Origin of the sequence: Ruthenibacterium intestinale, assembly GCF_040096265.1 — a bacterium.
In the GTDB taxonomy this organism is placed as follows: domain Bacteria; phylum Bacillota; class Clostridia; order Oscillospirales; family Ruminococcaceae; genus Ruthenibacterium; species Ruthenibacterium komagatae.
Genome location: NZ_JBBMFA010000101.1, coordinates 109,835 through 136,826, shown reverse-complemented (window position 1 = coordinate 136,826; position 26,992 = coordinate 109,835). Strand labels below are relative to the sequence as shown.

The 26,992-nt window shown below is 53.9% G+C and carries 28 protein-coding genes and 1 pseudogene; 8 read left to right on the top strand and 21 right to left on the bottom strand.

Translation table 11 applies throughout. The annotated features are described in order from the left end of the window. Positions 1–47 precede the first annotated feature (47 nt). The 8 genes from WMO24_RS11945 to WMO24_RS11910 are packed head-to-tail and all read left to right on the top strand — an operon-like array spanning position 48 to position 7,858. Positions 48–650 carry an MptD family putative ECF transporter S component gene (locus WMO24_RS11945; RefSeq protein WP_349216658.1) on the top strand — a complete coding sequence of 201 codons (603 nt, stop codon included), beginning with the start codon at positions 48–50 and terminating at the stop codon, positions 648–650. Beyond that, complete coding sequence (locus WMO24_RS11940) at positions 647–1,375, top strand: energy-coupling factor transporter transmembrane component T (protein ID WP_349216657.1); 729 nt, start codon at positions 647–649, stop codon at positions 1,373–1,375. Before WMO24_RS11945 ends, WMO24_RS11940 begins: the two co-directional genes overlap by 4 nt. A 4-nt stretch (positions 1,376–1,379) precedes the next feature. Beyond that, positions 1,380–2,861, top strand: a complete 1,482-nt coding sequence (locus WMO24_RS11935) for an ABC transporter ATP-binding protein (protein ID WP_349216656.1) — start codon at positions 1,380–1,382, stop codon at positions 2,859–2,861. Next, positions 2,858–4,621 carry an ABC transporter ATP-binding protein gene (locus WMO24_RS11930; RefSeq protein ID WP_349216655.1) on the top strand — a complete coding sequence of 588 codons (1,764 nt, stop codon included), beginning with the start codon at positions 2,858–2,860 and terminating at the stop codon, positions 4,619–4,621. The genes WMO24_RS11935 and WMO24_RS11930 overlap by 4 nt, the downstream gene beginning before the upstream one ends. Continuing rightward, positions 4,618–6,366 (top strand): ABC transporter ATP-binding protein, encoded by a 1,749-nt coding sequence (locus WMO24_RS11925; protein WP_349216654.1) that lies wholly within the window; start codon positions 4,618–4,620, stop codon positions 6,364–6,366. The genes WMO24_RS11930 and WMO24_RS11925 overlap by 4 nt, the downstream gene beginning before the upstream one ends. Positions 6,367–6,396: 30 nt before the next feature. Then, positions 6,397–6,984, top strand: coding sequence for an MptD family putative ECF transporter S component (locus WMO24_RS11920; RefSeq protein ID WP_349216653.1), 588 nt, complete (start codon positions 6,397–6,399; stop codon positions 6,982–6,984). A 38-nt stretch (positions 6,985–7,022) separates the two neighbouring features. Then, entirely contained in the window at positions 7,023–7,445 is a 423-nt protein-coding gene (locus WMO24_RS11915; RefSeq protein WP_349216652.1) for a metal-dependent transcriptional regulator, read from the top strand. Beyond that, positions 7,442–7,858 carry a winged helix-turn-helix domain-containing protein gene (locus tag WMO24_RS11910; RefSeq protein WP_349216651.1) on the top strand — a complete coding sequence of 139 codons (417 nt, stop codon included), beginning with the start codon at positions 7,442–7,444 and terminating at the stop codon, positions 7,856–7,858. The genes WMO24_RS11915 and WMO24_RS11910 overlap by 4 nt, the downstream gene beginning before the upstream one ends. Positions 7,859–8,039: 181 nt before the next feature. Here WMO24_RS11910 and WMO24_RS11905 read toward each other — a convergent pair whose 3' ends face one another. The 21 genes and pseudogenes from WMO24_RS11905 to WMO24_RS11805 all read right to left on the bottom strand — a co-directional run bounded on the left by WMO24_RS11905 (position 8,040) and on the right by WMO24_RS11805 (position 26,975). Further along, the gene (locus tag WMO24_RS11905) at positions 8,040–8,297 is read right to left on the bottom strand and encodes a helix-turn-helix domain-containing protein (RefSeq protein WP_087272026.1); all 258 of its coding nucleotides are present in this window, start codon (positions 8,295–8,297) and stop codon (positions 8,040–8,042) included. Next, positions 8,294–10,111, bottom strand: a complete 1,818-nt coding sequence (locus WMO24_RS11900) for a type IV secretory system conjugative DNA transfer family protein (protein WP_087238860.1) — start codon at positions 10,109–10,111, stop codon at positions 8,294–8,296. Before WMO24_RS11900 ends, WMO24_RS11905 begins: the two co-directional genes overlap by 4 nt. Positions 10,112–10,227: 116 nt before the next feature. Then, on the bottom strand, positions 10,228–11,133 hold the full coding sequence (locus tag WMO24_RS11895) for a DUF3991 and toprim domain-containing protein (RefSeq protein WP_349216650.1): 906 nt from the start codon (positions 11,131–11,133) through the stop codon (positions 10,228–10,230). Between the two features lie 12 nt (positions 11,134–11,145). Beyond that, on the bottom strand, positions 11,146–13,104 hold the full coding sequence (gene mobP3 / locus WMO24_RS11890; protein WP_349216649.1) for a MobP3 family relaxase: 1,959 nt from the start codon (positions 13,102–13,104) through the stop codon (positions 11,146–11,148). Between the two features lie 3 nt (positions 13,105–13,107). After that, positions 13,108–13,749: a hypothetical protein gene (locus tag WMO24_RS11885; protein WP_349216648.1), complete on the bottom strand. Its 642-nt coding sequence runs from the start codon at positions 13,747–13,749 to the stop codon at positions 13,108–13,110. Between the two features lie 96 nt (positions 13,750–13,845). After that, positions 13,846–14,370 carry a hypothetical protein gene (locus WMO24_RS11880; protein WP_349216647.1) on the bottom strand — a complete coding sequence of 175 codons (525 nt, stop codon included), beginning with the start codon at positions 14,368–14,370 and terminating at the stop codon, positions 13,846–13,848. Between the two features lie 24 nt (positions 14,371–14,394). Further along, on the bottom strand, positions 14,395–15,426 hold the full coding sequence (locus WMO24_RS11875; protein WP_349216646.1) for a hypothetical protein: 1,032 nt from the start codon (positions 15,424–15,426) through the stop codon (positions 14,395–14,397). Continuing rightward, the gene (locus tag WMO24_RS11870) at positions 15,423–16,037 is read right to left on the bottom strand and encodes a hypothetical protein (RefSeq protein WP_349216645.1); all 615 of its coding nucleotides are present in this window, start codon (positions 16,035–16,037) and stop codon (positions 15,423–15,425) included. The genes WMO24_RS11875 and WMO24_RS11870 overlap by 4 nt, the downstream gene beginning before the upstream one ends. Next, complete coding sequence (locus WMO24_RS11865; protein WP_087295551.1) at positions 16,034–16,291, bottom strand: DUF6103 family protein; 258 nt, start codon at positions 16,289–16,291, stop codon at positions 16,034–16,036. Before WMO24_RS11865 ends, WMO24_RS11870 begins: the two co-directional genes overlap by 4 nt. 14 nt (positions 16,292–16,305) lie before the next feature. Further along, positions 16,306–17,502 carry a hypothetical protein gene (locus WMO24_RS11860; protein WP_349216644.1) on the bottom strand — a complete coding sequence of 399 codons (1,197 nt, stop codon included), beginning with the start codon at positions 17,500–17,502 and terminating at the stop codon, positions 16,306–16,308. Continuing rightward, positions 17,502–19,265, bottom strand: coding sequence for a VirB4 family type IV secretion system protein (locus WMO24_RS11855; protein WP_349216689.1), 1,764 nt, complete (start codon positions 19,263–19,265; stop codon positions 17,502–17,504). Before WMO24_RS11855 ends, WMO24_RS11860 begins: the two co-directional genes overlap by 1 nt. Positions 19,266–19,410: 145 nt before the next feature. Continuing rightward, a complete protein-coding gene (locus tag WMO24_RS11850; RefSeq protein WP_349216643.1) occupies positions 19,411–19,992 on the bottom strand; it encodes a hypothetical protein in 582 nt (193 codons plus the stop codon). Next, entirely contained in the window at positions 19,989–20,399 is a 411-nt protein-coding gene (locus tag WMO24_RS11845) for a hypothetical protein (RefSeq protein ID WP_349216642.1), read from the bottom strand. Before WMO24_RS11845 ends, WMO24_RS11850 begins: the two co-directional genes overlap by 4 nt. Beyond that, positions 20,383–20,640: a hypothetical protein gene (locus WMO24_RS11840; RefSeq protein ID WP_349216688.1), complete on the bottom strand. Its 258-nt coding sequence runs from the start codon at positions 20,638–20,640 to the stop codon at positions 20,383–20,385. The genes WMO24_RS11845 and WMO24_RS11840 overlap by 17 nt, the downstream gene beginning before the upstream one ends. A 62-nt stretch (positions 20,641–20,702) precedes the next feature. Then, a complete protein-coding gene (locus WMO24_RS11835; protein WP_349216641.1) occupies positions 20,703–21,038 on the bottom strand; it encodes a 4-oxalocrotonate tautomerase in 336 nt (111 codons plus the stop codon). A gap of 117 nt (positions 21,039–21,155) precedes the next feature. Continuing rightward, positions 21,156–23,007, bottom strand: a pseudogene (locus WMO24_RS11830) (DNA cytosine methyltransferase). After that, complete coding sequence (locus WMO24_RS11825; protein WP_087295596.1) at positions 23,004–23,903, bottom strand: conjugal transfer protein TrbL family protein; 900 nt, start codon at positions 23,901–23,903, stop codon at positions 23,004–23,006. The pseudogene WMO24_RS11830 and the gene WMO24_RS11825 overlap by 4 nt, the downstream one beginning before the upstream one ends. A gap of 95 nt (positions 23,904–23,998) precedes the next feature. Next, the gene (locus WMO24_RS11820) at positions 23,999–24,427 is read right to left on the bottom strand and encodes a hypothetical protein (RefSeq protein WP_349216640.1); all 429 of its coding nucleotides are present in this window, start codon (positions 24,425–24,427) and stop codon (positions 23,999–24,001) included. A gap of 9 nt (positions 24,428–24,436) precedes the next feature. Then, positions 24,437–24,820: a hypothetical protein gene (locus WMO24_RS11815; protein WP_349216639.1), complete on the bottom strand. Its 384-nt coding sequence runs from the start codon at positions 24,818–24,820 to the stop codon at positions 24,437–24,439. A 27-nt stretch (positions 24,821–24,847) separates the two neighbouring features. Beyond that, the gene (locus WMO24_RS11810; RefSeq protein WP_087295600.1) at positions 24,848–25,195 is read right to left on the bottom strand and encodes a DUF3852 domain-containing protein; all 348 of its coding nucleotides are present in this window, start codon (positions 25,193–25,195) and stop codon (positions 24,848–24,850) included. 22 nt (positions 25,196–25,217) lie between these two features. After that, positions 25,218–26,975: a DUF8193 domain-containing protein gene (locus WMO24_RS11805; protein WP_349216638.1), complete on the bottom strand. Its 1,758-nt coding sequence runs from the start codon at positions 26,973–26,975 to the stop codon at positions 25,218–25,220. Positions 26,976–26,992 lie beyond the last annotated feature (17 nt).

Below are 26,992 nucleotides of genomic sequence, written 5' to 3'. Positions count from 1 at the left end.
AAAAAATCCGCGTTGGTTAGCGACCGCTAACAAGAAAGGGGAAAACAATGGAAAGTAATACTGCAAAATTTAAAAAATCAGACAAAATGAACGTTCGCGATTACATAACCGCCGCCATCTTATATGTGCTTATGTTTCTGGTCTATGCGGGAGTTGGCGCACCCATTGGTATGACCGTCGCTGGCAGCTTGTTTGTCTTTGCGGCCTGTGCAGTGGTTTGGGGAACCATTTTCATGCTTCTGTTTACGAAAGTGAATAAGAAAGGAATCGTCTTGTTGTTTGGGTTAATTTGGGCGGCAATGCAGCTTATGAGTTTTTGGGGTGTTGCTCTGATAATTGCCGTTGGCGCGGTGATTGCTGAACTTTTCTGGCGCAAATTGGATCGCCATAAGTTTTCTACTATGTTGATTTGCTTTGCCGTTCAGGTGGTATTTCTCTATTTGGGCATGACGATTCCACTCATTTTTATGAAAGATATGTATTTAGCTGCGGTATCCGCCTATGCGGATCTCTACTCCACAGTGTTTGATATGCTTATCGGGCCAATGTTCTTTGTGGGTCTTGCCGCCACTGTGGTTGGATGTGTGGTTGGAGCATTTCTTGGAAAACTGTTGTTGAAAAAACACTTTCAAAAAGCGGGGATCGTATGAGCAGGGATATCAGACACATTCGTTTTTTAGAACTGGATCCACGAATGAAGCTCTTGCTGGTGGTTGTCTTTGCGTCAGCTACTTTTAGTGCGCCAAATCTGTTGGCCCTGATTTGGATGTATCTGCTGGTTGTAGTTCTGTATCTGGCTCGTGGTCTTTGGTTGGGCGCAAAAAAGACTGCAATGCTGTTTGCTGTGTTCCTGCTAATAAACCTAATTCTTTCTTTCGTACCGCAAAGCAAATTCGCTGCGGGCGTGGGTATGATTCTATTCATGCTGGAACGAGTTGTAGTGTTTTTTGTCATGGGAGCGTGGATGGGCAGCAAGCTACGAGTCAGTGACTTTGTGACTGCGATGCAGAATATGCACGTGCCTAAAGGTGGTACTATCGCACTGGCGGTAGCTTTCCGTTACATCCCGACAGTACAGGATGAATTCCGCTCTATCAAAAATACTATGATGCTACGCGGCATTGGATTGACAGTGCGCAATGTGCTGCTTCACCCAATTAAAACCTGTGAATATGCCATTGTTCCGTTGATCATTAGGAGTATGACGATATCGGATGAACTGGCCGCTTCAGCTATGACACGAGGGTTGGATTTGGAATCAAAGCGCACCTCTTATCGGGAGGTGCGTTTACGAGCGGCCGACTTTTTATATGCGGGTGCCGTTATTTTTGCTGTAATTGCTGGAATTACTGGCAGTGCGTTGCTTGGGAGGTGAAGATATGATTCAAATTGAACATGTTTCCTTCCAGTATGCCAATGCAAAGGAACCGACTTTGCGGGATGTGAGCCTTACTATCCAAAAAGGGGAATTTGTAGTTCTGTTGGGTTCCTCGGGCTGTGGAAAAACGACCATCACCCGGTTGATTAACCGCTTAGTTCCGGAGTTTTTTGAAGGGGAACTGGAAGGAAGGGTCATTGTAGATGGGCAGAATACAGATGAACTATCAATCCAGGATTTGGCTGGTGTGGTAGGCTCCGTTTTTCAGGATCCACGGTCTCAGTTTTTTGCCACGGATACAACAGCAGAAATTGCCTTTTCCTGTGAGAATGTGGGCATTCCAAGAGAAGAAATCTGTCGGCGTATTGAACAGGCGGCTAACGACCTGCAAATTCAGCGCTTATTGGAGCGCAGCATTTTTGAACTGTCCAGCGGTGAAAAACAGTCTATTGCTATCGCCTCAGTCTACGCACTTGCCCCCAAAATTCTGGTGCTGGACGAACCCTCTGCTAATCTGGATGCTGCAGCCACCGAGCATTTGATGGAGATTCTCCATACACTCAAACAACAGGGGTATACCATTATTATATCTGAGCACCGCATCCATTATCTGAAAGACATTGCAGATCGTGCCGTTTTGATTGAATATGGACAGATCACAAGAGAATTGGATGCCTCTGCCTTCCGTTCCCTTTCCAACGAGGAGGCTAACCGAATGGGGTTAAGGAGTACGGATCTTCTAAGTATACGCCCACCTGTGACGCAGAAAAAAACCGGAGCGGAGGAACAAATTTGTCTGGAAAATCTATCCTACCGCTATACCAGAGAAAGTGAAACGCTGGCAAATGTGAACCTCTCTGCCGGGAAAGGAGACATCGTTGGTATCGTCGGAACCAACGGCGTAGGGAAAAGTACGCTGCTGGAAATTGTGTGTGGCTTAAAAAAAGAAACCAATGGGGAGGTTCGATTTGGTGGCCAAGCGGTAAATAGTAAAACCAGGGTGCGCGATACTTTTCTTGTCATGCAGAGCAGCGACTACCAGCTTTTTACAGAAAGTGTGGAAAAAGAACTGTTTCTGGGTAATGACAACAATGAGGAACTGCGAAAAAAAGGCAGAGTGCTGTTGGAGCGGATGGGATTATTGGATTATCGACAGCAACATCCTGCATCAATGTCAGGCGGGCAGAAGCAGCGCCTTTGCATTGCAGTAGCCTGTATGAAAGACACAGATGTGATTTGCTTCGACGAGCCTACCAGTGGCTTGGACTATTCCAGTATGGTCAATGTTTCTTCCCTTCTACATGAACTGGCAGAACAGGGCAAGACCCTCCTGGTGACCACCCATGATTACGAATTTTTGATGCATACCTGCACCCATATTTGCTATCTGCTCAACGGCAGGGTGGAAAGTTTCTTTCCTGTAGAACCCAGATATACACCGCAGATCTATTCTATTCTCTTTCAGAAGGAGGTTGTTTTATGAAGAAGCAAGGTCTTGCAGGCAGTATCCTGTCTTATGCTACGCCATGCAAGGGAAAACTGATTATATCTGTAATTTGTGCATTACTGTCGGTTGCAGGGGGCATCATCCCTTATGTTGCCGCTTACCGTATTATTTGCCTGTTTTTTGACCAAACCGCCACGGCGGAGACGATCTTTTACTGGACCATTGTTGGCACGATCGGTTTTCTCGGCAAGGTTCTGTTTCATGCCATCTCCACTACGCTTTCCCACATTTCTGCATATACCATTTTGGAGTTGATGCGAAAGCGGGTCGCCGAGAAACTGATGAAGGCTCCGCTTGGAGTGGCCCAAGGAATCAACGCTGGTCGCGTAAAGAATATTGTGGTAGATCAGATTGAGAATATTGAAATCCCACTGGCTCATGTGATTCCAGAGGGCGCCGGGGCGCTGGTATTGCCGATAGCGGTATTCACTTATCTCTGTATGATTGATTTCCGTTTGGCGCTGGCATCGCTGATTACCATTCCTTTGGCGCTTATTCCATATGGAATGATGTTGGGCGGCTACAATAAAACCTACCAAGTCTATATGGAAGCCAATGAGCACATGAACAATGTAGTGGTTGAGTACATGGAAGGCATTGAAGTTGTGAAAGCTTTCAACCAGTCGACCTCGTCCTATGAGAAATATCGGAAAGCGGTAGAGAACTTCAAGCAAACCACCTTGAATTGGTACAAATCAACATGGAAATTTACTACCCTTGGTGCCAGTATTCTGCCGACAACTCTACTGGGTGTATTGCCGATTGGCACGCTGCTTTATCTCTATGGCAGCACAACCCTGCCAAAAATCACTATGGCAATGCTGCTCTCTATGGGCATGGTCAGCAGTTTGGGCCGTATGATTCTGTTTTTTAATCAGCTAAAGTCAATTCAGTATTCTGTCAATATTGTAAATAAGACCTTTGATATTGGAGAATTGCCACTGGCAATGGAGGAAAAACCGATCTCGGCTCATGACATCCTAATGGAGCATGTGACCTTCTCCTATACCGGAAAAGAAAATGTAATCCATGACGTAAATCTTGCTATCCCGGAGGGGGCGTTTTATGCTCTTGTCGGCCCGTCTGGTGGAGGTAAATCGACACTGGCCCGCCTGGTGGCACGTTTCTGGGATCCGACAGAGGGAGCTATCCAGATTGGTGGAGTAAATATCAAAGACATTCCTCTGACAGAGTTGGCCGATCAGGTGAGCTTTGTTACGCAGGATAATTTTCTGTTTAACTGCTCCATTTTGGAAAATATCCGGCTGGGCAATCCGCAAGCCACAGATGAGCAGGTTTTGGAGGCGGCCCGAAAGGCACAATGCGATGAATTTATCAACAAGCTGGAACAGGGGTATCAGTCCAGCGCAGGCGAGGCTGGAGACCGGCTGTCTGGTGGTGAGAGACAGCGTATTGCAATCGCCAGGGCTATTTTGAAGAATGCTCCCATCGTGATTTTGGACGAGGCCACATCTTTTACTGATCCAGAGAATGAGGCCAAAATTCAGGAAGCTATCGCAGAGTTGACCCGTGGTAAAACACTTCTGGTCATCGCCCACCGCCTCTCCACAATCAAGAATGCAGATAGGATCCTTCTGATTGAAAAAGGACGAATCGCACAAAGCGGTACTCATGAGGAACTATTGGAAAGCAGCGATCTTTATAGAGATATGTGGCAGGCTCACATTGGCGCAAAGAAATGGTCAGTTGGGTTAAGAGGGGAGGTTTTCGCATGATTAGAATTCTCAAACGGCTGTTCCGTCTGATGAGTCAGTACAAGGGGCGGCTCTATCTTGGTATTGCCCTCTCAATGATCTCCAATATTCTTGGCATTGTTCCTATTATCTGCGGAGTCTGGACAATTAAGCTGATTCTTGATGACAGCAACGGGGCAGCAGTGTTGGAACCGGTATATGTTCTCCAACTCACCACAATCATCCTTGGTTCAGTTTTGCTCCGATGGCTGTTCGCCTATATCCGGGCAACCCGGCAGGATAGCATTGCTCATGAGGTAACCTGTGCAGAACGACTGAAGATAGGTGATATTCTTAAGCGGGTTTCGCTGGGATTTCTCCAGCGGAAGAACATGGGGGAATTTACCACTGCTATCACCACAGATCTGGCTTTTTTTGAAATGCAGACGATGAATGTTGTCAATAACATTATTGACAGCTACATATTTCTTGCAATCACGATAATATGGCTGCTATGCTTTTCTCCTTTTCTGGGGGGCGCCGCGCTATTGGCTGTGGCAATTTCTACAGCCGGGCTGCAACTTATCGAGCGCCAAAGCCGTAAAAATTCCCCGATCCGGCAGGAAAGTATCAATGAGATGGCAGATGAGATTGTTCAGTATGTCCGCGGGATGGCTGTTGTCAAATCTTTCAAGCAGGAAGGTGTAGCATCTGACGGACTCTACCGGGCCTATCATAAGTCGAAAGAAATTAACATTAAGATGGAGCGGAACTTTGCCCCTTGTGACGCATTGCATCGGCTCGGCCTATACATGGGCACCATGGCAATCACCTGCATCACAGCCCTTCTTGCACTCCAAGGGGAAATGGAACTGTATATGGCGATTATGTTGATCGTTTACAGTTATATCATGTTTAACACGATTGAGTCGGCAAATAATTCCCTTCACATTCTGGAAATGCTGGATACAGTAGCGGAGAAACTTCAGAGTATTGAAGATGCTGAATTCATTGATAAAGACGGAAAAGATGTTTCTATTGACCAGTACGATATTGAGTTTAAGGATGTGTCCTTTGGCTATGATAGTCGGGAAGTTTTAAGCCATATCTCCTTCCGTATCCCACAGAACACCACGACAGCGATCGTAGGACCATCCGGCAGCGGGAAAACTACAATCTGCAGTTTATTGGCTCGGTTTTATGATGCACGGAATGGAGAAATACAAGTGGGAGGCCACAATGTTCGGGAATTTACCTGCGATTCTCTACTGAAAAATATCAGTATGGTATTCCAAAATGTGTATTTGTTCCACGATTCAATTCGCAACAATATTTTGTTCGGAAAACCCGATGCCTCCGAGGAAGAAATAATTGCCGCCGCCAAAGCCGCCCGATGCCATGATTTTATTATGGCGCTCCCAGATGGCTATAACACAGTCGTTGGTGAGGGTGGCTCTACCCTATCTGGTGGAGAAAAGCAACGCATTTCGATTGCTCGGGCTATGCTAAAAAACGCCCCCATTGTCATCCTTGATGAAGCAACTGCCAGCATTGATCCAGAAAATGAACATCTTATTCAACAAGCCATCGGCAATCTTACTCACGGTAAAACCATTATTGTGATTGCCCATCGCCTTGCGACTATTGAAAGCGCAGATCAGATCTTGGTGATTGATGAGGGAAAGGTTGTCCAAAGGGGAACGCATCAGCAGCTTGTCTCGCAAAATGGGTTGTATAAACGATTTATCTCCATCCGCGAACAAGCTGAGGGTTGGGCCATTGGATAAACAGAGGATGGACGAAAGGGACAATTATATATGAATAGTAAATGGACTGGTAAAGATTTCGGGATTACAGCCGGGATTTCCTTGGTTTACTTTATGATAACCATGGTGGTCATGATGTCCGGGGCACTTACGCCCATTCTGTGGATTTTTATGCCAGCTCTCATTGGTTTTTTTACGGGAATCCCATATCTGTATATTGTGGCAAAGGAAGCGAAACCCGGTGTTGTGTTTTTAATGAACCTGATCGTAGGTGTAATCTATTTTATTGCCGGGGAACTCTCCAATCTGGTCATTGTTACCTTAATTATCACCACCGTACTTGCAGAGGGCATACGGAAAGTTGGCGGTTACCACAATCTTAAGACGACACTCCTTAGTCATGTCATATTTTCCTTTGGTATGTTCGGTAATCCTCTCTATATCTGGGCGTTCCCCGAATACACGGTTACACGCGCCACAGAGGAAATGTCGGCCGAATATGCGACAGTCATGCAGAATGTTGCGCAGATATGGATGCTGCCGGTTATGATTGCTGCAACTGTTGTACTGGCTCTGGTGGGCAGTATGCTTGGGAAAACAGTTCTAAAAAAACAACTTTCCAGCGCTGCGCTGATCTGAATGAAGGGAATCCTGTTCCTAAAGGAAGGAGACCAACCATGCTGACATCTATGGATAAACGCACCGTAAAACTTCACGCATCCGGCGAAGATTATCTGGAGACCATCCTTGTTCTTCAAAAGAAACTCGGCATGGTACGCTCCGTAGATGTGGCCCGGCACATGGAGGTGTCCAAGCCCAGCGTGTGCCATGCGGTGGCGACCCTGCGGGACGGTGGATTTCTCACGATGGACGAGGATTATTTCCTTCACCTGACCGATGCAGGTAGGGAAGTGGCGGAACAAATCTACGAAAAGCACCGCTTCTTTACAAAAATGCTGACAAATGCTGGGGTAGACCCCATTGCTGCCGAGCGGGACGCCTGCCGGATTGAGCATGTCATCAGCGAGGAAACCTTTGAGCGGTTGAAAGTTGCTCATAAACAGAGCGAGAAAGCGGTGATATCATCGGACGAGTCATGATTTTGGAGCTGCACGAAAGAGATACGGAAGTTTTGGAGCAGATTCTGTCTATCCTCAAAAACCACCCTGAGATAGAAAAAATCGAGGTCGACGAAGAACCGATGGTATCGCTCCCCGGTCTTGAGATTTTTCCGCGCAGACGAAAGGTCTTTCGGGATCGACAGGAGATTCAGCTTACCACAAAAGAATATCGGATTCTCCTGCTGCTGGCCGCCAATAAAGGCCATGTGCTGACCTATGCACAGATTTACGAACAGGTCTGGGGCGATTTCACCACAGGAAATGAGAACAATACAATAGGTTTTCATATCTGCAACCTGCGCGAGAAGCTGTATCGGGCTAATCCAGATGCCCCATTCTACATTCGCTCTGTGCGAGAGGTCGGATACTGCCTGGATATCGATGAACCATAATTTCACCACCAGTCCCTATACCATAGATGTCTTTTCTCTGCTCTAAATCTCCGTTAGAGTAAGTCCTTCTGGGTGGTTCACAATGAACCGCCCCTGGGTCCAGCGAATGGGCGCAGTTCTCCCTTGGCGGAAGATTCAGAGAGTGGTTTGTACTACATTTTGGTACAAACCACTCTCCCTTTTATTTTACGGTATAGAGATTGGAGGTGCTGCTCCCATTCGGCCTGTGCCGGGAATCCTTTTGGAGATAGCCGTGCTGCTCCAGATCATGCAGTGCCCGCTTGACCGTGGAGCGGGACAGCTTCATGTCCGAGGCAATGGTCTTGATGCCCGGCCAGCACTTTCCCTCGGCATCGGAGCGATCCCGCAGGTACATATAGACCGCCTTCGCTCTGGAGGGAAGCTCAGTGTCGGCGTAAATCGTTCCGAAGTAGCTCATCGTTCCTCCTCTCCGAATGTCTTCATTTGCTTTCCTCTTTTTACAGCTCTCTCCTGAGCCGGAGCATGGGCGATGCCGCCCCGGCTGGATACCGCATAGCCGCGGCTTTCGTCCATCTCCTCCGGCTCACTGAGCTGCGGGAGATTCCGCTCCAGATCCACCCGGTTGGCATAGGCCACCGCTCGGTTGGCTCTCTCCGGCACCACATACGGCTCCCCGAAGGTAATGCCCCAGTTTAAGAAGAGCTGGAGCCGGGTCCGCATGGGATGAGTACCGGTTTTCATGACAATAAAGCTGCCCTTGGGAATGGATTTCAGCTCGTCGGGCGTCAGCAGGGCGCGCTCCATCATCTGGAGGCTCTGGCTGGGATCGTTCTTGCCCCGGCTCACCGAGCCGGAGAGGACGGTACGGCTGCCCAAGGCTTTGGACAGCACTTCGGCGGTCTGGCTGTTGGGTGCAAAGCCGCCGAAGATGGTGTCCTGGCAGTTGTCCTGAATGATCTCGCAGCCCTCTTTTCCGTAGTTTTTTTCGAGCTGCGCTAAGGACTGGATGATCGGCACGAGCGTTAACCGGCGAGAGCGTCCAGCTGAGAAAAGGGGCAGTATATCAAACGGGGGCATGGTGCCGAATTCGTCGCAGAAAAGCACCACCCGGTTTTTCAGCTTGCCGCCGTTCTCATCGGCCACAGCGAACAGCTCCCGGCTCAGGTTCTGGATCATGAGACCGGCCATGAAGTTCTTGGTTGTGTCTTCTTCCGGCAGGATCAGGAAGATGGCAGACTTCTCCGAAGCAAACTTCTCAGCGTCAATGGCGCTGTCGAAGCACAGGATCTGCTCCAGCTCGCTGTCCAGAAAGGCATTCAATCGGGACAGCACGGTGGACATGACGGAGGCCATTGCCTGCTCGGCGCTGTTGAGGGCGGCACCGGCAAACCACCTCGCCTTGTGATCCGGCGGCAGTTTTGCCATCAGGAGCTGGAAGTGGCTCTTGCCCTTGACCCGGCTGGGCTCCAGAAGGTCCTGTACAAGCTTGAACACGGAAACGATATGGCGGCGCTCCTGTGGATGGTCTTTATCGGGCGGCAGGAACTCGGCCAGCATCAGGATGACCGAGGTGAGAAGCCCTTCCGCTGCATCGTAGAAGAAAGCGTTCTGGCCGCGGTTGCTGTCATCGCCGTCCGGGTTGACGATGGTCTTGGACAGGATTTTGGCGTATTTCTCGGCCTTGGCCCGGGCCGCGAGATTGTTCGGGTCATTCCGGGCAATGTCCATATACCGGTTGACCAGAGTCAGCAGATTGTTTCCGTCCGAGCGGGTGGGATTTCGCAGGTCGATCACGGCCACATTCTGATACCCATAGCAGTTCTTGGCGATGGCGCCGTAATTGCGGGCGAGGTCGCCCTTGCTGTCCAGCGCCAGCCAGCTCATGCCGCTGGCGCAGGCGTACTCCAGATTGGGATAGAGAAAATAGGCGGTCTTGCCGATGCCGGAAGCGCCGATCATCAGGCAGTGGATGTCATCGCTGTCCACAAGGGCGGTGAGTTCGCCTTTCTTTCCCTTGCACCCCAGCACCAGCCCCTGCTCCGTGGGCAGGTTCTGGCCGCTGCGCCATTTCTTCACCTCGAAGGGGACATGGGCATAAGTCTGCCGGATCTCTTTGGCTGTGGCCCATCTTGCGGTGCCGTGCTGGCCGTCGCCGACCGTTTTGGATTTGATCCCGCTCAGGGTATAGTAGTGGGACAAGGCGGCCAGACAGCCGATGACCAGAAACATCAGCCCGCCGGCGGCCAACAAAATCAGGACTTGGTGTGGCATGGTTAACCCCTTTCAGGGCACACCACTTCCTGCTTGGTTCCATACTTCTGAATGCGCACATCACTCTTGTTACGGCCTACTTCGGGCGAACAGGAAGTGGTGTGCGTTGTTGTTATTTACTGCATGACTTGTGCGAAGGACGGTTCCTCAGCGGTCAGATCATCATTCCAATCCTTGTGTGCGGGAATGAGCCTTTCCACCGTGTACCTCTCTGCCAGCTGTTCCTTCATGCGCCGGCTGGCCAGATGGCCAGCCTCGTCATTGTCGAGGCAGAGCAGGACCGTATTGATTTGCGGCTGCCGCTCCAGCAGCTTCAGCACCGGCTGAATGGAGGTGCCGCAGCAGGCCACATAGCTGTGGCCCTGCCAGTCCTCCGGATGGAGCGTGATGTAGGAGAGCATATCGATGGGAGCTTCGAACACATAGAGGCTCCCATCTGTGCCGATGTGGTGGAAGCTGTGGCGGGGATCGCAGCCCTCCACATTGAGCCGGAAGGCTTTGCCGAAGCTGTTGGCGCTGCGCTTGTGGGCATGGCGGGGGACGCCGTCTTCATCCGTACCCACGAAAACCGCATTGTGGTAATCGGCGTCTTCATACAGCAGCTTCTCTCTGGCGAAGTGCGCCACAACGCTCCGGTCGATATTCCGGTGCTTGACCAGATAGGCATAGACCCGGCGCATATTGGAATTGGCCGGCGGAAGGACAAAGGGCTTCGGCGGCTCCTCCGCCCGTTCTTCGGCAGAGGGATAAACCGTTCCCAGCTCGCCTCCCAGAAGCATGGTCACCGCCTCCGGATAGCTGAGGTGATAAAACCGCTGGACGAAGCTGACGGCGTGGCCGCCCCGCTCCTCGGCGTGATCGTACCACTCGTTGCCGCGGATGGTGACGCTATGGTCACGGGCCAGCCGTTTCTCTCTGCCGGAGGCAAGGAGCTTTTCGCCCCGGCAGCGGAGGAACTCCTCCAGATCAACGGAGGCGGCTCGCTGCTTTTGTTCTTCCGTGAAATGAATGTAAGTCGACATAGGCTCCTCCTGTTACATGGTCTGCTGATAGGATACCTGCTCCTCATGATCATCCGCCTTGTGGCCCATGGCCATCCGCTTTTCCGTCAGCCGCTTGCGCCGTTTGGAATCGATGCGAATCCCTGCCGGATTGCGAGGCGGCATGGAATTGTCCCGGAAGATCCGGCTCATGTGATGGAGCAGCTTGGTTGCCGCCAGCATGACGGACGGATCTCGGAACTGGTCAAAGCGGTCAAGGAAGAATTGGGCATACGCATTGCCCTGGGCAGCGGAGCGGGTGAACCAATCCCTGGCCTGCTCCCGATCCTGTTCCACATCCCGGCCCAGGAGATACAGCTTGCCCAGTGTGTACTGCGCAAACGGGTTTCCTTGTCTGGCGGCGGCAGTCAGGTACTCCAGAGCTTTTCTCACATCCTTCTTTACAGACTCGCCGGTGAGAAAGAGCTTCCCAAGGCGGTATTGGGCAAACGGATTCCCGTGCCCGGCGGCCTTGTCCAGCCAGCGTACCGCCTCCTCGGTGCGCTTTTGAGAGAGCAGGAGCTTCCCGAGTGCGTATTCCGAAAAGTCATTTCCGGCCTCTGCGGATAAGCGAAACCACCGCTCCGCTTTTTCATGATCCCGCATGGTGGAGAGGTCATCCCGGTAGAACTTTCCCAGCTGATGCGCCGCCACTGTGTATCCTTCCGCCCAGAGCTGTTCCAGCTCCCGGACGGCTTCAGCGTGTTCCTCGTCCAGCGCATAGACATCCTGCAGGATCGTTTTGGCGGCACGATAGCGTCGAGCCTGTTCATATACGCTGCTGGATTGCTGCTCCTCATGTGCCGCCTCCGGCTCCGGCTCATCTTGCATCTTCTCATCTTCAAAAGTCGGGAGGCCGAGGCGGATGTTCTCGGCCTCCCGGATGATATCGTTTTTGATCCGACGAAACTCTTTCTGCTGAGAGAGCGGGAGATGCTCCCGCAGTGTGCGGCTGCCATAGCACTCGTTCAGCTCATCCCGGATCTGATTCCAGGTTTCGTAGCACTTTGCCACTTCCGGCTGCCGGGCCAGCTCGTCCACGATGGTGTCCACCAATGCTTTGAGCGGTTTCTTCAGATAGCCATACTGCTTTTTCCCGGTGGTGGTTTCCAGCGCCTGCACCAGCTGGCGCATCTGTTTCTCGATGACGGGGTTGTCGCAGAGCTGATGCTCCATCTTCTGAATCAGCTCCCGCATGGCATCCTGCGCCGCTTCGATCAGCTCTTTATAGGCAACATCCTTCCGCTCGTAGATCTGGATCATCTCATCCCGGAAGATGGTGTTGGTCAGCTTGGAGCGCATGGCTGCAATGCCTTCCCTGGTCAGGAAGCCCTCTTTCGGATCGTCTGACCAGACCATCATGTGGATGTGGGGGTGATGCCCCTCATTGTGGAAGGCCGCATACCAACGGAAGTGATCAGCCAGTATCTTCATGGCCTTGGCCAGATCCTGTGCGTGCATCATAAGCAGGTCGCGCCATGCGTCCGCATTGTCGTACCCCAGCCGGGCAGCATCCTCACGGCGCAGGGAATAGATGATGGTCCACACATTTCCGTCATGGGCTTCCAGCTCGGACATGGCCGCGTCAAGGTCGACTGCGGCTGCGGAGCTGAACAAGCCGTGGGTGCCGCGGCGCTCCACACGGGGGCGGGTGGCGATGTAGGACATATATCCGCTCTCTGAATTTATCTCATGGAGGTTTGCATCCAGCGCCATGGTGATGAAAGCTGATGCGGTACCAAGGGTAGGTGCCTTGCGGTAATCCTCATACTCGAACAGCTCCACGGCATCAGGGAAATCATGCAGGAGCTTTTGGATCAGCTCCTGTTGTCCCTTGGTGACGGGACCATTTCCGGTCAGCTTCTCCACACCCTCGCGGGTGGCGATGTACTTCATGTACCCGCCGGCCTTTTCGGATTTGATGTAGCCGCTTTTCTGTACGAGCTTCGCCATGGGTTACACCGACTTCTGGAAGTCCAGCGCATCCTTGAACGAGATACGTCCGTTGGTGCGCTTCATATCCCGGATGGCGCGTCCCCGCAGACGCTGGTATTCGCCTTCGTCGATGTCGGTGTCGTAGGCGATGATCTGCCCCAGCACATTGAGATCCACACCCTGCTTGAACAGGAGCGAGCCCATGCGTCCGGCGAAATTGTCCAGGGTGCCGGTGAGCATGGCGGAGAGTGCTTCGGGCAGGAAGCCTCCGGCGTTCTTCGTGTTCAGATAGCCAATGTAAAACCGGAGCGCATTCTCCATGAATTCGCTCCGGCTGGCGCAGTTGTCGAGGCGCAGGTAGATGTCTACCTTCTCATCCAGATCCTCAGAAATCCAGAATCCCTTCTTCGTTTTTCTGCTTTCGGACTTCAGTAAAACCACTCCTTTTTTCGTCAAGTCCCCGCTGAGAACCCTTGCCACAGCGGGACTTTCCCCCATCATAGGGTCCAACAGCGCTTTCCACCCGCCGGATTGTCCCCGCTGCGAAAAGCCGGAAACTGCCCGCACTGCGGGCAGAAGTGGGAGAGCCGGGGAAGCCTTGTCCCCGGCTCTTTCTCCTGCTTCGCTTTCGTCAGCTTCCCGCCCTCTTGGAAAGCGGCCCAAATCCCGCCTGTTTCTCCGGGGTGGGGTACACGGTCGGCCACCCGCTGAAAGCCGCACACAGCGGCTCACAGGGGGCAACGGGGGCGTTTGTTTTTGTCAGCACAACTGGGGGCCGATTCCCGGCTCCGCCTCCTGATGTTGTTCCACCTCGTTGAGTAGATCTTCGGTTTCAGCCAGCCACGCTGAGAGGCAGTCTATCAATTCATCTGACTTTCGATAGACGCTTTTGTAGATTTGAGAAACTGGTGCGTCGTCATCATTGGTGTGCGCAAACTCATCGGTGTACACATCTCGCGCCTTTTGCTGAAGGGCAGTCGCCGCATCCAGCAGTTCATACACACGGTTGAGCTGCCGGTCGCCAACTGCGCCGCATATCATCGCCGGGGTCATCTTCTGATAATATCCAAACCGCACACGCATATACGGGAAGTCCGGCTGTTCCAGATGGTTGGAGAAGGCCAGGATAAAATTTCGCAAGTCGAGCTGGCCTTCGAAGGTAGTCCCTACCGATTTGGTACAGGCGTAATCATAAATCTCACGATACCGATGAATCTTCCCGTCCTCCAGCACTTCGCAAAAGCAATTCCGAATAAAATCTGCTTTGGTCATATTCTTGTTCATCACCATCCTTCCGCATTAAGCGAATTACAACGCAGGGCCATTCATCTGCATTTTCTCTGCTTCATACTGCGCACAACAACCCGCTAACCCTTGGCCCCAGTGATGGTGGCAGTATTCCTCCATCTTTGGAAGGAGGAGGGCGCATTCCGCTTCGCTCAGCCGATACTTGAACGCCTCCTCGTCGCCGTTGCCCCGCTGCAGATACAACTCCAGTGTGTCACAGACACGACGGGCCTCCAGATCGTAGTTGGCATAGATATTCAGCCAGTCGTCATTCTCGGAGGTGCAGACATCAGTTCCGAACACTTCATCCGCATTGAACGATACTTCCATGTAGAACTCCAGCAGGTTGTCGTTCTGAGTAATATCCTCCGCGAAGGAGATGTCCTCGGCGCAGAGCCGCCGGTTGCCGGAGAGGTATTCCGATTCCGGCTCCTGGTGGAGCGTTCTCTCCTCCAGTCGGTCCAGGAAGATCCGCCACCTTTCGTCCGACGAAGCGTTGCCCTTCTTCATGGCGAAGTAGGCGGCGGTGCTCACATCCCGGATTCTGAACCGCTTCCAGCCATCCATGATGCTGACGGCTTCCATATCTCCGCTGTCGAGGTCGATATCGTAGGCACCCACCACCCGGCCGGTGTTGTCCAGCCGCTCCGACACATAGGAGTTGAACTCCTCCTGAGAGATTCGCTGGGTGTGCAGCAGCGTTTCGACAAAGCGGTGGGGCGCCTCGTCGGGCGGCTTGCGGATGTAGCTGCGCAGACGGCGGGCGGTCGAGAGCAGCTCAAGTTTTTCCTCGGCCAGAATATAATCGGAGCTGCCGTTCTCCGTGACATGAAAGACGGCGAAGCGCCGTGCGGCCTCCCGAGCCTCCTCCTCCGCCTGCTGCTCTGCCCAGAGCTCATGGCTGATGCGCTCGTACTCCCGCTGAGGAAGCTGGTTGCACATTTCATCAAGGATATTCTCCAGATGCTCCTCCAGCGTTTCCCCCTTCAGTTGTTTGCTCAGAGCGTCGTACCACCGCTCGTCGAGCCAGAGTGTGATCTCACGATCCCTCATTGCATTCCTCCCATTTCCGGCCCGCACTGCTTCATCTCAGGGTACTCGGTCAGGAGGTGCCACACGCCGTTTGCGTAGTTGGCGCTGTTGACCGCCTGACCGAGAAGATCGTCGGCAGAGAGCGACATCGTGATACCGGGCACACCGGGATGCGCCGCGGCACTTTGGCCGCTCATCAGTCCTTCCGCCTGGGCTGCGGTCAGAGGCACAAAGCCGCACGGGGTTATCAGGGAAAAGACGCCGCCAACATGGGCTGCCAGGAAATCACGAACCGTGCATGGGCCTGCGTCATCAGACAGTTCCTCCCGAAGCGTCCAGACGCAGTGGAGCAGCTCCTCACCATGGGAGGCATCCAGACCATTCTCCGCAATCCAGCGGTCTGCCAGCTCATCCAGCGGCTCGTCCAGCCCCAGCAGAAATCTGGCGTCCTCCTCGTTGATGGCGTCCTCGATATTGTCGCGGATCAACCGTGCGGCGGTGATCTCCTCAGCGGCATCGATCAGCTGAGAGGGATCGGCCGCCATCCACTGCTTGACCCGGCGCTCATAGTCGGCGCTGATCCGCTTCTTCAGCTCCTTCTTGTAATTCATGGCGATCTCATCTTTGTTCACTGGATCACCTCCGGTTCCTGGTCAGGCTTCGGTGCGGCGGCTCTCGGGCTGCGCCGGGGCTTGCTCGGTGCGGCGGCGCTTACATCGCTCTCATCGATATACTCCCGCACAGGGGCGGGCACATATTTTTCATAGAGCTTCACCAGCGCATCCGTCATCTCACGATCCAGATCAAGCTCCTTCTTGCCCATATAGCGTTTGAGCGCAGAGAGCTTCTCCTCGTCGAAGGTGATGGTCAGGTTCACTTGCTTCATTGGCACTTCCTTTCTCAGTCGTAGTTGATGTATTCGATCTGCAGCCAGTGGGTCCAGCCCCGGCCCTCCAGCTTTGTTTTCACCACACCTTTCTTGGTATTCATAGCTTCAATCACATAACCGTCACCGATGTACACGCCGATGTGGCCGTCATGCCAGACGGCGAGGCCGGGGATATCCGGCATGGTGTCGATGGTTCCGGACACCGAGGCGTTATAGTACATCTGGTTGGCGCCAAGATCCGGCATCCCGTTGGTCCCATACTCGATGGTCATGGTGTCGGGATTGAGCCAGCCGTACCCTTTGATCAGTCCCACGCAGTCTGTTGTCCGGCCGCCCAGCCAGTTGGCACGGATGAAAGTCTCGTAGGTTCCAACACCGTCCGGGTACTGTTCGATTTTATAGTCCAGCAGAGATTCTGTCAGAACACTGCCGTATGTTCCCCAGACATAGCCCCAGCCGGACTCCCAGGCGTAGATGGCGTAGTTCACGAGGTCTGCGGCGTTCTTGGTGGTTGGATCGGTGAAGGCGGAGATGTCCAGCTCTATGCTGCTCCCATCCCCTCTGAGATACTCGCCGCTGTAACTGCCGCCCCCGGCGCTCCCCGCGATCATGGTATAGATATGGTCGATGTTGCTCTTGTCATCTTCCCTGATCTCCCTGCCCAGATGGGCTTCCAGATTGGCATAGGCCTGGGACAGAGAGACCGGCACCGCGACGGTGTATTCTTCTTCCTCTGTACTTGTAGTCCCGTCCGCCAGGGTCACTTCCACGGTTCGTGTTCTGGTTTCGGTGGTGTAGAAGCACCCCACGAAGCTGTTCGCCGCCCGTGTGGACGGGGCGTCCTCCCCAAAGCAGAGGGCATAAAAAACAGCCTTGACTCTGATCGGGTCAAGGCTGTTGCCGCTGTCCATCTGCCCGTTGGCAGAGGACACCGCCGAATCCAGAAGAGAAAAGGCCGAGCGCATCTCCTCGATGTGATATCGAAATTCCGCCGGAACCTCTGCGGAGAATTCCGCTCCGTAGAAGCACGCCTCCACCGAGTAGTTGTTATGCTCCGCCCCGCCTGAGCCAAGGGAGCAGAGCAGGGCGATCAAAAGAATGACTGGTGAAAAGATTGCCACCAGAATCCAGCCCAAACCTTTCCGGGTCTTTTCGTTGGTAAGCAGCATGGCAGCGGCCTTGGCCACTGCGGCAGCGGAAACAGCCATCAGCGACCACCTGCCGTTCCGAAGAGTTTCTCCTTGTAGGCCGGGGCGTGAACCTCCAGCAGATATCGTTCATTGCCGCACTTGTACAGGCAGACGCCGCGCTGGGGGAACTTGATGAGATTGTATTCCGACTCCTCCAGCTGGAGCATATCCATGTAGGACCGCTTGTCGATGGAGCCGGCATTGAATAGAAACTGATGAGGCGGAATGCTGAACAGGGGTTTGGTCATCTCACGGACGCCCTCCTGATCGAAGTCTTCCAGATTCTGACTGGCCAACAGCATCGCCGATTCTTTCTTTCGCACACGCTTCAGACAGTTTCGGATGTACTCGATGGCGGTGGGGTTGGACAGCCAGATATACAGCTCGTCCAGGGCTGCCACGGTATTGCCCACGGTCAGAAGCTTATCGGACATGAAGGACAGCACATTGAAGAGCATGGCGTTGCGGACATTCTTGGCGGCGCTGAGCATTCCCTTGACGCCGAACACCAGGAAGCGGCTGGAGGTAATGTTGGTATGCCCGTTGAAGAACTGGGCATCAGCGCCCTTGCACATGGAGTGCAGCCCCAGCAGCACCTCTTGCAGGAGCTTTTGGGTGTAGAGCTGGTGACGGTCGGCGTCGTAGGTCTTGAATTCCTCCTCAATGAGATCGTAGAGGTCGGAGAGGATGGGATAGTCCTCCGGACGCATCCGGCTGAAGTTGGTGCGCTCGGTGATGCCGAATTTCCGATACAGCTTGGACAGCATGATCTCGATGGTGTCGATGTGGGCGTCGCTGAAATCCTTGTAGGCCCGGAAAAAGTCCTTGAGGAAGGAGATGTGCTGCGCCAGCAGAGTGCTTTTGCGAAAGGCCTCCGGCGCGTCGGTGGCGTTGGGGTCTCCGCCGTCATCCCAGCACTTGGGTTCCAGCACATTGATGATGTACTGCCCGGCCATCAGGTCTGCGAAGCAGCCGCCCACCGCCTCGCACATCTCCTGCTGTTCATGTTCGGCGTCCAGGCTGATGACGGACTTACCGGACTCCAGCAGATTCAGGATCAGCAGCTTCATCAGGTAGGACTTGCCCTGGCCGGAGTTGCCCAAGATCAGGATGTTGGCGGAGGTCTTGTCCTCGTCCCGCTGGTCGAAGTCCACCAGAATGTTGCTGCCGTATTTATCTTTGCCGATGTAGAAGCCCTTGGAGTCCAGCTTGCCGGAGTAGTTGAAGGGATAGAGATTCGCCACGCTGGAGGCGGGCAGCACCCGTTCAAACTGGATGCCGAATGTGTTGTGGCCGCAGGGATTGACGCAGCGGAAGCCCTGCTGCTGACGGAGCAGGAGCTTATCCACATTCAGCTTGCTCCGCACCAGCTCGGTAAGCACATCGGTCTGGAGCAGCTTGAGGCTGTTGTAATCGGATGCGGTCAGCTCGATGTACACGGCGCAGTGGAGCAGAGGCTCACGGTTGCGGTGCATGGTGGCCACCAGGGTCGCCACATCCTGCAGGTTGCTCTCGGCGGTGACCGTCTGCTGCAGGTCGTTGGTGTTGGAGCTGTTCATGCGGTTCTTGTTGGCCGCATTTTGAATGATGCGCTTTTCCTCAGCCGGGGTGACCTGCCGGGTGTAGATGCGGAGGGTGACGCCGTCCTTTTCTCCCAGATGACGGAGGATGGCCTGCTCATCCGTGCTGGTAGGGTATTCCCTGAGTGCCCACACACATCGGAAAGTGTTGCCGCAGATGAAATGATCCGGCATGAAGCTGACCACAGAGGGGGCGATCATATCCAAAAAGGATTTGATGGACGCCTCCTCACGGCCCTGCGGAACAGGTCTTTTCGCTTTCTTTGCCAAAATGGATGCCTCCTATTCTCCGTGGAGGCATCCCGGCCATGGAGTGGAACACCTCCACGGCCTATGATGAATTGATTTACTCGCCCACGATGACCCAGCGGTCCCCGTCGTGGTCCTCGAACTTCTCGGTGGTCACATTTTGCTCGAAATAAACGCCCAGCATCCGCTTGAGATCCTGCTCGCTGGCGCGGCGGGTGGTAAACCCATTGTCATTGATGCTCTGCTCAATGCGGCTGAGATACGGGAACACATCCGTTTCCTTTTCGCTTCGCAGCCGGATGATGATATAAAACTCCCGGCTGGATGCCATCAGCACCTGGATGCGATCCAAATGCTTGCTGTCCTGCTCCAGAAGCCGCCGGATGGCAGGAAGCTCCTCGCTGCCCATGCGCTCCTGATAGAAGTTTTTGTTTCGCTCAAAGGACTCCTTGGAGTTGAGGGCCAGCATCTCAATTTCCGCCTGCCCCTTGACCACATTCAGCAGGGCGTAGATCCTGGCGCTGATGCTGGAATCGGACAGGACGCTGATGTTGGTGGGCTTGATGATAAAAAAGACCAGATCGCCCATGCGGGTGGCGATGCAATAGTCCTTGATGCCGTCGATCCCCATGAGCTGCCGGGTCGATTGCGCAGCATTCTCTTTTTTCTTTCTGCTCATAGCTTCATTCCTCCTTTGGGAAAGCAAGGCGGGAAAAAGCCGGTGCAGCGCATGGTGACACAGCAGGTCACCCGTCTGGGGTTCTGGCTGAACCAGTATTTTGCCCTGGCGTTCTTGGCACTGTAGCAGAGGGACTTCTCGCACAGAAGTCCGCCCACATAGCTTTTCAGCAGGGCCCGCAGGCTGCGAAAGCCATAGTAATATCTGCCGTCCTGGCTGCGGCAGCTCCACTTGTTCTTGGCGTCCTGCCAGAAGAAGGCGTTGCGGCACTCCCACCGCTTGCGCTTCCGGCTCCATCGGAGCGTCAGGGAGGCGGACAGATCCCGTTCCTCGATTTCCGGCAGGCCGAAGCTTTCCTCGTTGTCAAAGAGTGTGTCGGCGTGGAACATATCACATTCTCCATTCATAGAATTGCTGTTTGGTGATCAGGAAGGCAATCGCATAGCGAATGAAATCCAGAATGCTGGTGCCGTCAAAACGGATGCTGAGGAAGGCATAGACTGCCGTCAGCACCAGCGGAATAAAAATTTCGGTCTGTGTCAGCGCCAGGATAGAGACCAAAAGCCCTACGCCAATGACGCCCACATCCCTGAGTTCCCAAAGCCACAGCATGGCCTTGGCAGTCAGATTGTCGGGGTAGATATACAGGGTGGTTCACCTCCAAAAACAAGCCGCCGGGGATATGCTCCCCAGCGGCCGGTGCGGCATTTTTATGCTTCGGTCATCTCGGCGGGCTGATTCTGCGCTTCGTACTCAGCCAGCGCCTGCTCGATAAGACCGATGACGAATTCTTTCTGCGTGATTTTTCTGCCGCGCTTTTTTTCTGCGGCAATGAAGTTCTTCAGCCGCTGATCCAGCTCCTCGGTGATCTTGAATGCGAGAGTCTTGGTTTCTGCCATAGTGATTCCTCCTCCTTTGAAGTGTTCTTTGAGTATCAGCTCCACATACTCGCCCAGAGTCTTGAGGCCAAGCTGTTCCTTTTCTGCCACAGCTCTGGCGTGCAGTTCTTCCGGGATCATTCCGCAGAGATTCTTCTTTGCTTCCATGGGTTACTCCTTTCTCTGATTTTGTAAGCAAAGCATACTGCGCCCGGCGGCAAATAGCTATTCACAGAACCCAACGAAGAAGCAAGCTGCAAACGAAGCATAAGCAACAAGCCCGGCTCAGCCGGCGAGAAGCACCAGAGCAATGCCGAAAAGAACATAGTCCACGCATGGAATGGCCACGCTGTTGCCCAGCGCCTTATACCGGGAAGAGTCCGAGGCGTTGGGAATGTCAGTCCAACCATCCGGAAAACCTTGGAGCCTTTCACATTCCAGAGGCGTCAGCCTGCGGATGAGCCTTGGCTGATCTGTACCCTGCAGCACCAGATCCGTGGCATCCTTGTGCTGGCGTGCGCTTTGTGTGCTGGTTACCTCTCCATCCTTGAAAATGTCGACTCGCTGCCTGCTGAACACGGCATGGTGATCGGTGGCGGTCAGCGTATAGGCGAGGTCTGCTTGGTATCCGATCCCGTTGCCACCGTTTTGAGGTTGCCGGTCAATAGCATTGCCGGTGATGCAGAATACCTGTTCCTGCTCCACAAGCGGGACATTGTTTCCGCCTGTACCATACCGCGCGGACATGGTAGGCGCCACTTTATGGGGGCCGGTGTAGCGGGAATCAATGCCGTGGTTCTCGTAGACCAAGGGCTGATGCCCGTGTTCCTGGGCCCGAAGTGTCCCTGTGATGTCCAGGCTGCACTCCATCACGCTGCCGCCTTGGTCGTTCAGGCATAAGATGGATGGCATACAGTTTCCGCTGGCGCTGCCTTTCAAGGTGGGGGCAAGCTCCTCGCCGTAGCCGATGCTTCCGGCAGAGGCTCCGGCTCCGGCAGAGAAACCGGCGGTCAGGACACAGGGGTACCCCTGACCGGCCTGACCGCCGCCTGCACTCAGGGATGTGTGCCGTTCCGGCGTCAGGAAACAATCGCCGTTGCCTTTGGCAACGACACCCTCCGCGATGAAAGTCTGCTGCTTCATTCCCGGCTGGGCGCCCAATGCTCCGGCCACATCGTGCAGATCTCTGACCTCATCCCGCTGGTTTGCGGCAAAGGCAATCGGCTGGATAAGGCCGTTGCGGCCAGTGGACATCCCGCAGTTCACGCCCAGGGTGGCCGCTACCGCACCGGTCAGATCACCGTTATAGCCATCGAATCCCTCGGTGCAGCTGTCCTGCTGACTGGCGTGAGGCGGTTGCTGATTGTGAACCGTATCGGTCGGTGGAGCGACTCCTGACTGAATTTCAAGCGCCTGATTAAGCTTTCGGGGCAACTCTTTCCCGCGTTCAGAGGCTCTGCGCAGGATGCCCAGGCAGGCTTTCCTGGTCAAATAGTATTTGTCTGGCGGATCGTCCTGCAAAATCTGCGACAAGGAAGATTCTTTTTCTTCTCTGGGGGACACCCCAGTATTGAGCGTCAAGGCATCTCCACGCCAGGGAGAAATCAGCTCCCAATAGAATTCGCCCAGCAGGTTCCCAGCGCCCGGTGTCAGGTCGAGGGATTGAAACACCACTGACTTTAATTCGGACGATCTCCTCGAGGACGATCCGGAAATCCTCTCCTTTTGGTGTTCCGCTGGAGAAGGCTCCGGGCACATTCTCCCACACCATAAATCGAGGTCGTATATCGAGAGCTGCTCGGCCTCGTTGTCTATCTGCATCTCTCATCTCCTTTACGATTCGCACCTGTTCCATAAAAAGGCCGGAGCGTTCTCCGAAGATTCCGGCTCTCGCTCCGGCCACGGACAGATCCTGACAGGGAGAGCCGCCGCAGATGATATCCACCGGCGGCAGCTTTGCTCCGTCAAGCTTTGTAATGTCGCCCACATGAACCATATCGGGAAATCGAAGCCGAGTCACCTCGATCGGGAAGGCTTCGATCTCACTGGCCCACACAGGTACGATGCCGTTGTGAACCGCAGCCAGGGGAAAACCGCCAATCCCATCAAACAGGCTGCCCATTGTCAGAGTCTTCATTTGGCTACCGCCTGAACAACGGTCCTTGTGGTATTGACCGCAGCCTGGGCGGTATAGACTGCAGACATGATATTAGCTCTTGTGGTGGTATCCAGGCCAAAGGCGCCGGCAATACGGGGGATCTCGCCGGCGGACAGCATCAGGCCGAGGCCAAGAAGCGCATGGTCCTTGAATACCATGAGGCCGGCGATGAGAATGGTGGATTGCAGGAAAGCGGTCAGGCACAATCCGATGATCTGCTTGCACCATTGAATAAATCCATCCGTATAACCGCGTGGGACGCTGAACATATAGAGACTGCCTACTGCGATTTGAATGAGCAGAATGCCGCCGCGCTTTAGGTTTGCGAAGAAGACCTTTATCACGGCGTAGGCCATAAGAATGATGCAGAATAAAAGCATGATTGGGCTGGTGATGGAAGCAAAGCCGAAGTATGAGCCGGTGGTCATTCCAGTCAGCGAATCAATGCCGCTGAGTGAATCCACAATCTCGGTTGCCGCCTCGCCGATGGAGGTGCCATACCCTGTGATCCCCGCGGTGAGGCTTGCCTGCAATGTGACGGAAAGCTCATAGAGCCGAATCGGCACAACCGTAAACAGGCTCACCGCCATAAAGCCCTTGATGGCACACAGAGCGGTTTCTTTGAGGTTCCCTCTGCCGGAGGAATACTCGATGCCGCACTCAAAACAGGCCACCACAAGACCGGTCACATAGAGCGCCCAGGCCAGATAAGAGAAAAACAGTACAATGCTCTGCACCCAGCTCAGTTCGAACAGCTCGACGCCCATGTTGCCCATCTCGGCGAAAAAGTTTCCAAGAAAGCCCATGACCTGACCGTAGATCCAATCCACGATCTGACCGAGGATGGTGTCGGCAACAAAATCCCAAATAAACAATGGTTCGTTCACCTCTTTTCGGGGTGAGGCCGCACCAACTGCTTGGGATAAAAGGCCAGGGGCCGTACAGCTGGTACGGCCCCTGGGTCAGTTCTTTACATGGTCTGCTGCCACTGGGGGTCAGCGGTTTGGGCTTGCTCCTGAAACACCTCCAGATAATCCGATACCGCATCAGAGAGCTTTTGAAAGTCCCGTGCGTTGGGATGGTAGACATACCACTCCATTTTGCCGCCGTCATCCCAGATATAGGGCGAAATGCCGTTGCGGAAATTGGGATTGCCCACCTGCTTGCTGCCGAGAATGTCCTTAAAGTGGAGGACGAGGTTGTCGACATCACCCTCCGTCCGATTCAGGATAGTCAGGCGCAGGGCGTCATAATGGCTGGAAACGCCACAAGCGATAAACTGGATCTTTGCGCGGGTCATATCGTTCAGGCGTACATAGCAGGCTCTGCCCACGAAGGTGGCGTCAGGATGTTCACCTCCCACGATTTTTCGAAGCTCCTGCTCAAAATAGGTCATCATTTCACATCCTTACATCATCTGGATTTCGGTCGACTCCTGCTCTGACAACTTGAATGCCCTCAGCGCCGACTGGGATTCTTCAAACTCCTCTGCTGTGGGATCACATCCGTTTTCGACCGTATACTGGCTGATTTTCTCCAAAGGCCATCCCGCTTTCAACTTATTGGCTGCGCCCCGAAGCTCGAAGTAGTTAAAAGTAAATACCTCTCCATAGTTGAAGAGGTTTGTTGCGATGTCCTCGCCGTGGTGCTGCTTGATGAGCATCAGCTCCACATAAGCAGCGTCGAAAAAGTCCGATTCCGCTTCCACTTCCTCGTGATCCAGCTCTTGAGCGTATTGCACCCAGGTATCCACGGCACGGTCAGTCACAGCAGGAAGGAGGCTTTTGACCATGCTCTCAAAACGGACTCTCTGCATGGCTCAGATACCAATGATGCTCCAGAGATACATGGGAGCAGTGAGGGTGAACACGAGGCAGGCAAACAGGATGGCGGGAGCTGCCCACTCGAATTGGCCGGATTTTCTGTACTCGAAGTAGGCCGTGCCCAGCTTGGCGAAGAAGAATACGGCCAGAATCAGGTCGATGGCGGGAAACACCACATTGTCGACGACCGACTTAATCTGGGTGGATGCGGTGGACCAGGTGCTCTCGACGGCGCCGGCCACATCCCCGGTGCCTGCGGCAAAAGCTGTGGTCGCCATCAGGCAGGTCATTGCCAAGACCACAACCAGCATAACGATCAGGCGCTTATAGTTGAATTTACGCATAAATTCCCTCCGTTGTATGTTGTTAATTTGTGGGGGCGATATGCCAGTCCTCCCAAAGATCTCCGGAGATCCGGACGGAGTCCGTGAGGTTTAGCGACAGCATTCCTGCCGGTGTCCAGCAGTCCAGCAGCCAGGTGTACGGCGTATAGCTCCCATCGGGATACCATATCGGTGTGAAATGGGTCGGACGATTATAGGTGCTGTATGGATTGTCCTTGAAAGTGAAGGTGGAGCGTTTGCCGCTGATGCTTCGGTTCAGGAGCCTCCAAAAGCCCTCGTAGTTGAACTCCGGGAAATAGGTCACCGCATTCTGAGCCGCAGTAACTGCGGCGCTCTGTGTGGTGCTGACGCTGGCCGTAACGCTCTGCTGGATGCCGTATCCGCTCTTGAGCGTAGAGGAAGATGCCGTGGGCGACAGGCTGTCAGGCGTGATGACCATGGTTGCCGTCAGGCTGGCTGTGTAGGCGTTATAGTCAAATTCCCACCAGCCCTGATCCTCCCACCAGCCGTTGTCCACCCAGTGGTACCAGCGGTCCGTGTGGGATTTGCCCTCGCTGTCCGTCCACCGATCCGTGTGCCAGCACTTCTCCCAGTTTTCAACCCACACCCAATTCTCCTGCCACCAGGGAGACCAGATGCCCCAGGAGGCGGAGGTAACTTCTTCTTTCTCTGGGATATCCACGAGGGAGAAGGTATCGTTTCGGTCATCGGCCACGGGATTGGGCGGGTCGTTGCCGTCCAGATCCACAATGTTGGCGGTGATGGTGCTTTGCGCCGTGCCTCCGCCCAGCACCCTGACCTGAATGGTGCAGACACAGGGTTCATCGGGGGTGTGCCACTTTACCCAGACCAGCTGGCTGTCGCCGTCCGGATAATAGACATTGCTGACGGTATAGGTGCTGCCTTCGATCACAAACTGCACGGTGACCGGATTGTCCGGGTCTGACTGCCCGCCGGACACCTCCACCGAGGTGATAACATCGGTGTCCACCCGGTATTCGTAGTCAAACTCATCCACCTCCGGTTCCTCCACCTCATCGTTGAAGCGGACGATGCCGATCCCCAGCGAGGAAATGATCTGCTCATTGCTGACCTTGCTGGTGGTGCTGCCTGACCACGCGGGATACCCGAGGTCGGCTTCCTCCAGGAAGATAGCGAGCGGGAGATTCTGATGGGTCAGCGATCCCATCCAATAGCGCAGGTCACCGCTGACCACCTGGTCGTACAAAGCAGCTTCGGTGGCTGTCATTGCAAACTGCTGTCCGTCATAATTCAGGTATGCAATCGGCTCGATGATAATCTTGTAGTCGCCATTGATCAATGTATCGAAGTCCATGCCGACATAACCTGCCAGAGAACGAATGACCTGTTCATCCGTGAAGTAGCTTCGGATGGCCTCAATACTGGCCGAAGATGACCCCGAAGAAATGATTCTGGGTAAACTCTGGGAGGGATTTCGATAGGAATAACCGCCCACAACCGGCGATAGCGCCGCGCCTCCGTTATATGTGAGTTTGCAGACCTTCCCAAAGTGGATGATACCTGTAGAGGGCGTTTTGTTGGTGAGATCAACCGGCGTTGTCACGACAGCATGGCTTTCAGCGTTTATCACTGTAACTCTCACGCCGTCCATACCGGGATTCCAATAGCTCGAAGAATTGCCGCTGCCCATGTTGCCGCCACCGCCATCGATATTTCCCTCGCCGGTGGCGGCAAACGCAGGCATGGTCGTTCCCAGAAGAAGAGCGAGGGATAAAAAGAGTGCGAGAATTTTTCTCATGCAGGACTCCTTTCGGC

Bases quoted from the DNA above. Each gene is read 5' to 3' on its own strand.
- WMO24_RS11940 (WP_349216657.1), top strand. From the start codon at position 647: ATGAGCAGGGATATCAGACACATTCGTTTTTTAGAACTGGATCCACGA.
- WMO24_RS11925 (WP_349216654.1), top strand. From the start codon at position 4,618: ATGATTAGAATTCTCAAACGGCTGTTCCGTCTGATGAGTCAGTACAAG.
- WMO24_RS11850 (WP_349216643.1), bottom strand. From the start codon at position 19,992: ATGAGCAGAAAGAAAAAAGAGAATGCTGCGCAATCGACCCGGCAGCTC.
- WMO24_RS11920 (WP_349216653.1), top strand. From the start codon at position 6,397: ATGAATAGTAAATGGACTGGTAAAGATTTCGGGATTACAGCCGGGATT.
- WMO24_RS11900 (WP_087238860.1), bottom strand. From the start codon at position 10,111: ATGCCACACCAAGTCCTGATTTTGTTGGCCGCCGGCGGGCTGATGTTT.
- WMO24_RS11910 (WP_349216651.1), top strand. From the start codon at position 7,442: ATGATTTTGGAGCTGCACGAAAGAGATACGGAAGTTTTGGAGCAGATT.
- WMO24_RS11880 (WP_349216647.1), bottom strand. From the start codon at position 14,370: ATGAACAAGAATATGACCAAAGCAGATTTTATTCGGAATTGCTTTTGC.
- WMO24_RS11815 (WP_349216639.1), bottom strand. From the start codon at position 24,820: ATGGTCAAAAGCCTCCTTCCTGCTGTGACTGACCGTGCCGTGGATACC.
- mobP3 (WP_349216649.1), bottom strand. From the start codon at position 13,104: ATGGCGAAGCTCGTACAGAAAAGCGGCTACATCAAATCCGAAAAGGCC.
- WMO24_RS11945 (WP_349216658.1), top strand. From the start codon at position 48: ATGGAAAGTAATACTGCAAAATTTAAAAAATCAGACAAAATGAACGTT.
- WMO24_RS11930 (WP_349216655.1), top strand. From the start codon at position 2,858: ATGAAGAAGCAAGGTCTTGCAGGCAGTATCCTGTCTTATGCTACGCCA.
- WMO24_RS11860 (WP_349216644.1), bottom strand. From the start codon at position 17,502: ATGGCTGTTTCCGCTGCCGCAGTGGCCAAGGCCGCTGCCATGCTGCTT.
- WMO24_RS11810 (WP_087295600.1), bottom strand. From the start codon at position 25,195: ATGCGTAAATTCAACTATAAGCGCCTGATCGTTATGCTGGTTGTGGTC.
- WMO24_RS11895 (WP_349216650.1), bottom strand. From the start codon at position 11,133: ATGTCGACTTACATTCATTTCACGGAAGAACAAAAGCAGCGAGCCGCC.
- WMO24_RS11935 (WP_349216656.1), top strand. From the start codon at position 1,380: ATGATTCAAATTGAACATGTTTCCTTCCAGTATGCCAATGCAAAGGAA.
- WMO24_RS11805 (WP_349216638.1), bottom strand. From the start codon at position 26,975: ATGAGAAAAATTCTCGCACTCTTTTTATCCCTCGCTCTTCTTCTGGGA.
- WMO24_RS11905 (WP_087272026.1), bottom strand. From the start codon at position 8,297: ATGAGCTACTTCGGAACGATTTACGCCGACACTGAGCTTCCCTCCAGA.
- WMO24_RS11845 (WP_349216642.1), bottom strand. From the start codon at position 20,399: ATGAATGGAGAATGTGATATGTTCCACGCCGACACACTCTTTGACAAC.
- WMO24_RS11820 (WP_349216640.1), bottom strand. From the start codon at position 24,427: ATGATGACCTATTTTGAGCAGGAGCTTCGAAAAATCGTGGGAGGTGAA.
- WMO24_RS11915 (WP_349216652.1), top strand. From the start codon at position 7,023: ATGCTGACATCTATGGATAAACGCACCGTAAAACTTCACGCATCCGGC.
- WMO24_RS11835 (WP_349216641.1), bottom strand. From the start codon at position 21,038: ATGGAAGCAAAGAAGAATCTCTGCGGAATGATCCCGGAAGAACTGCAC.
- WMO24_RS11855 (WP_349216689.1), bottom strand. From the start codon at position 19,265: ATGATCGCCCCCTCTGTGGTCAGCTTCATGCCGGATCATTTCATCTGC.
- WMO24_RS11875 (WP_349216646.1), bottom strand. From the start codon at position 15,426: ATGAGGGATCGTGAGATCACACTCTGGCTCGACGAGCGGTGGTACGAC.
- WMO24_RS11865 (WP_087295551.1), bottom strand. From the start codon at position 16,291: ATGAAGCAAGTGAACCTGACCATCACCTTCGACGAGGAGAAGCTCTCT.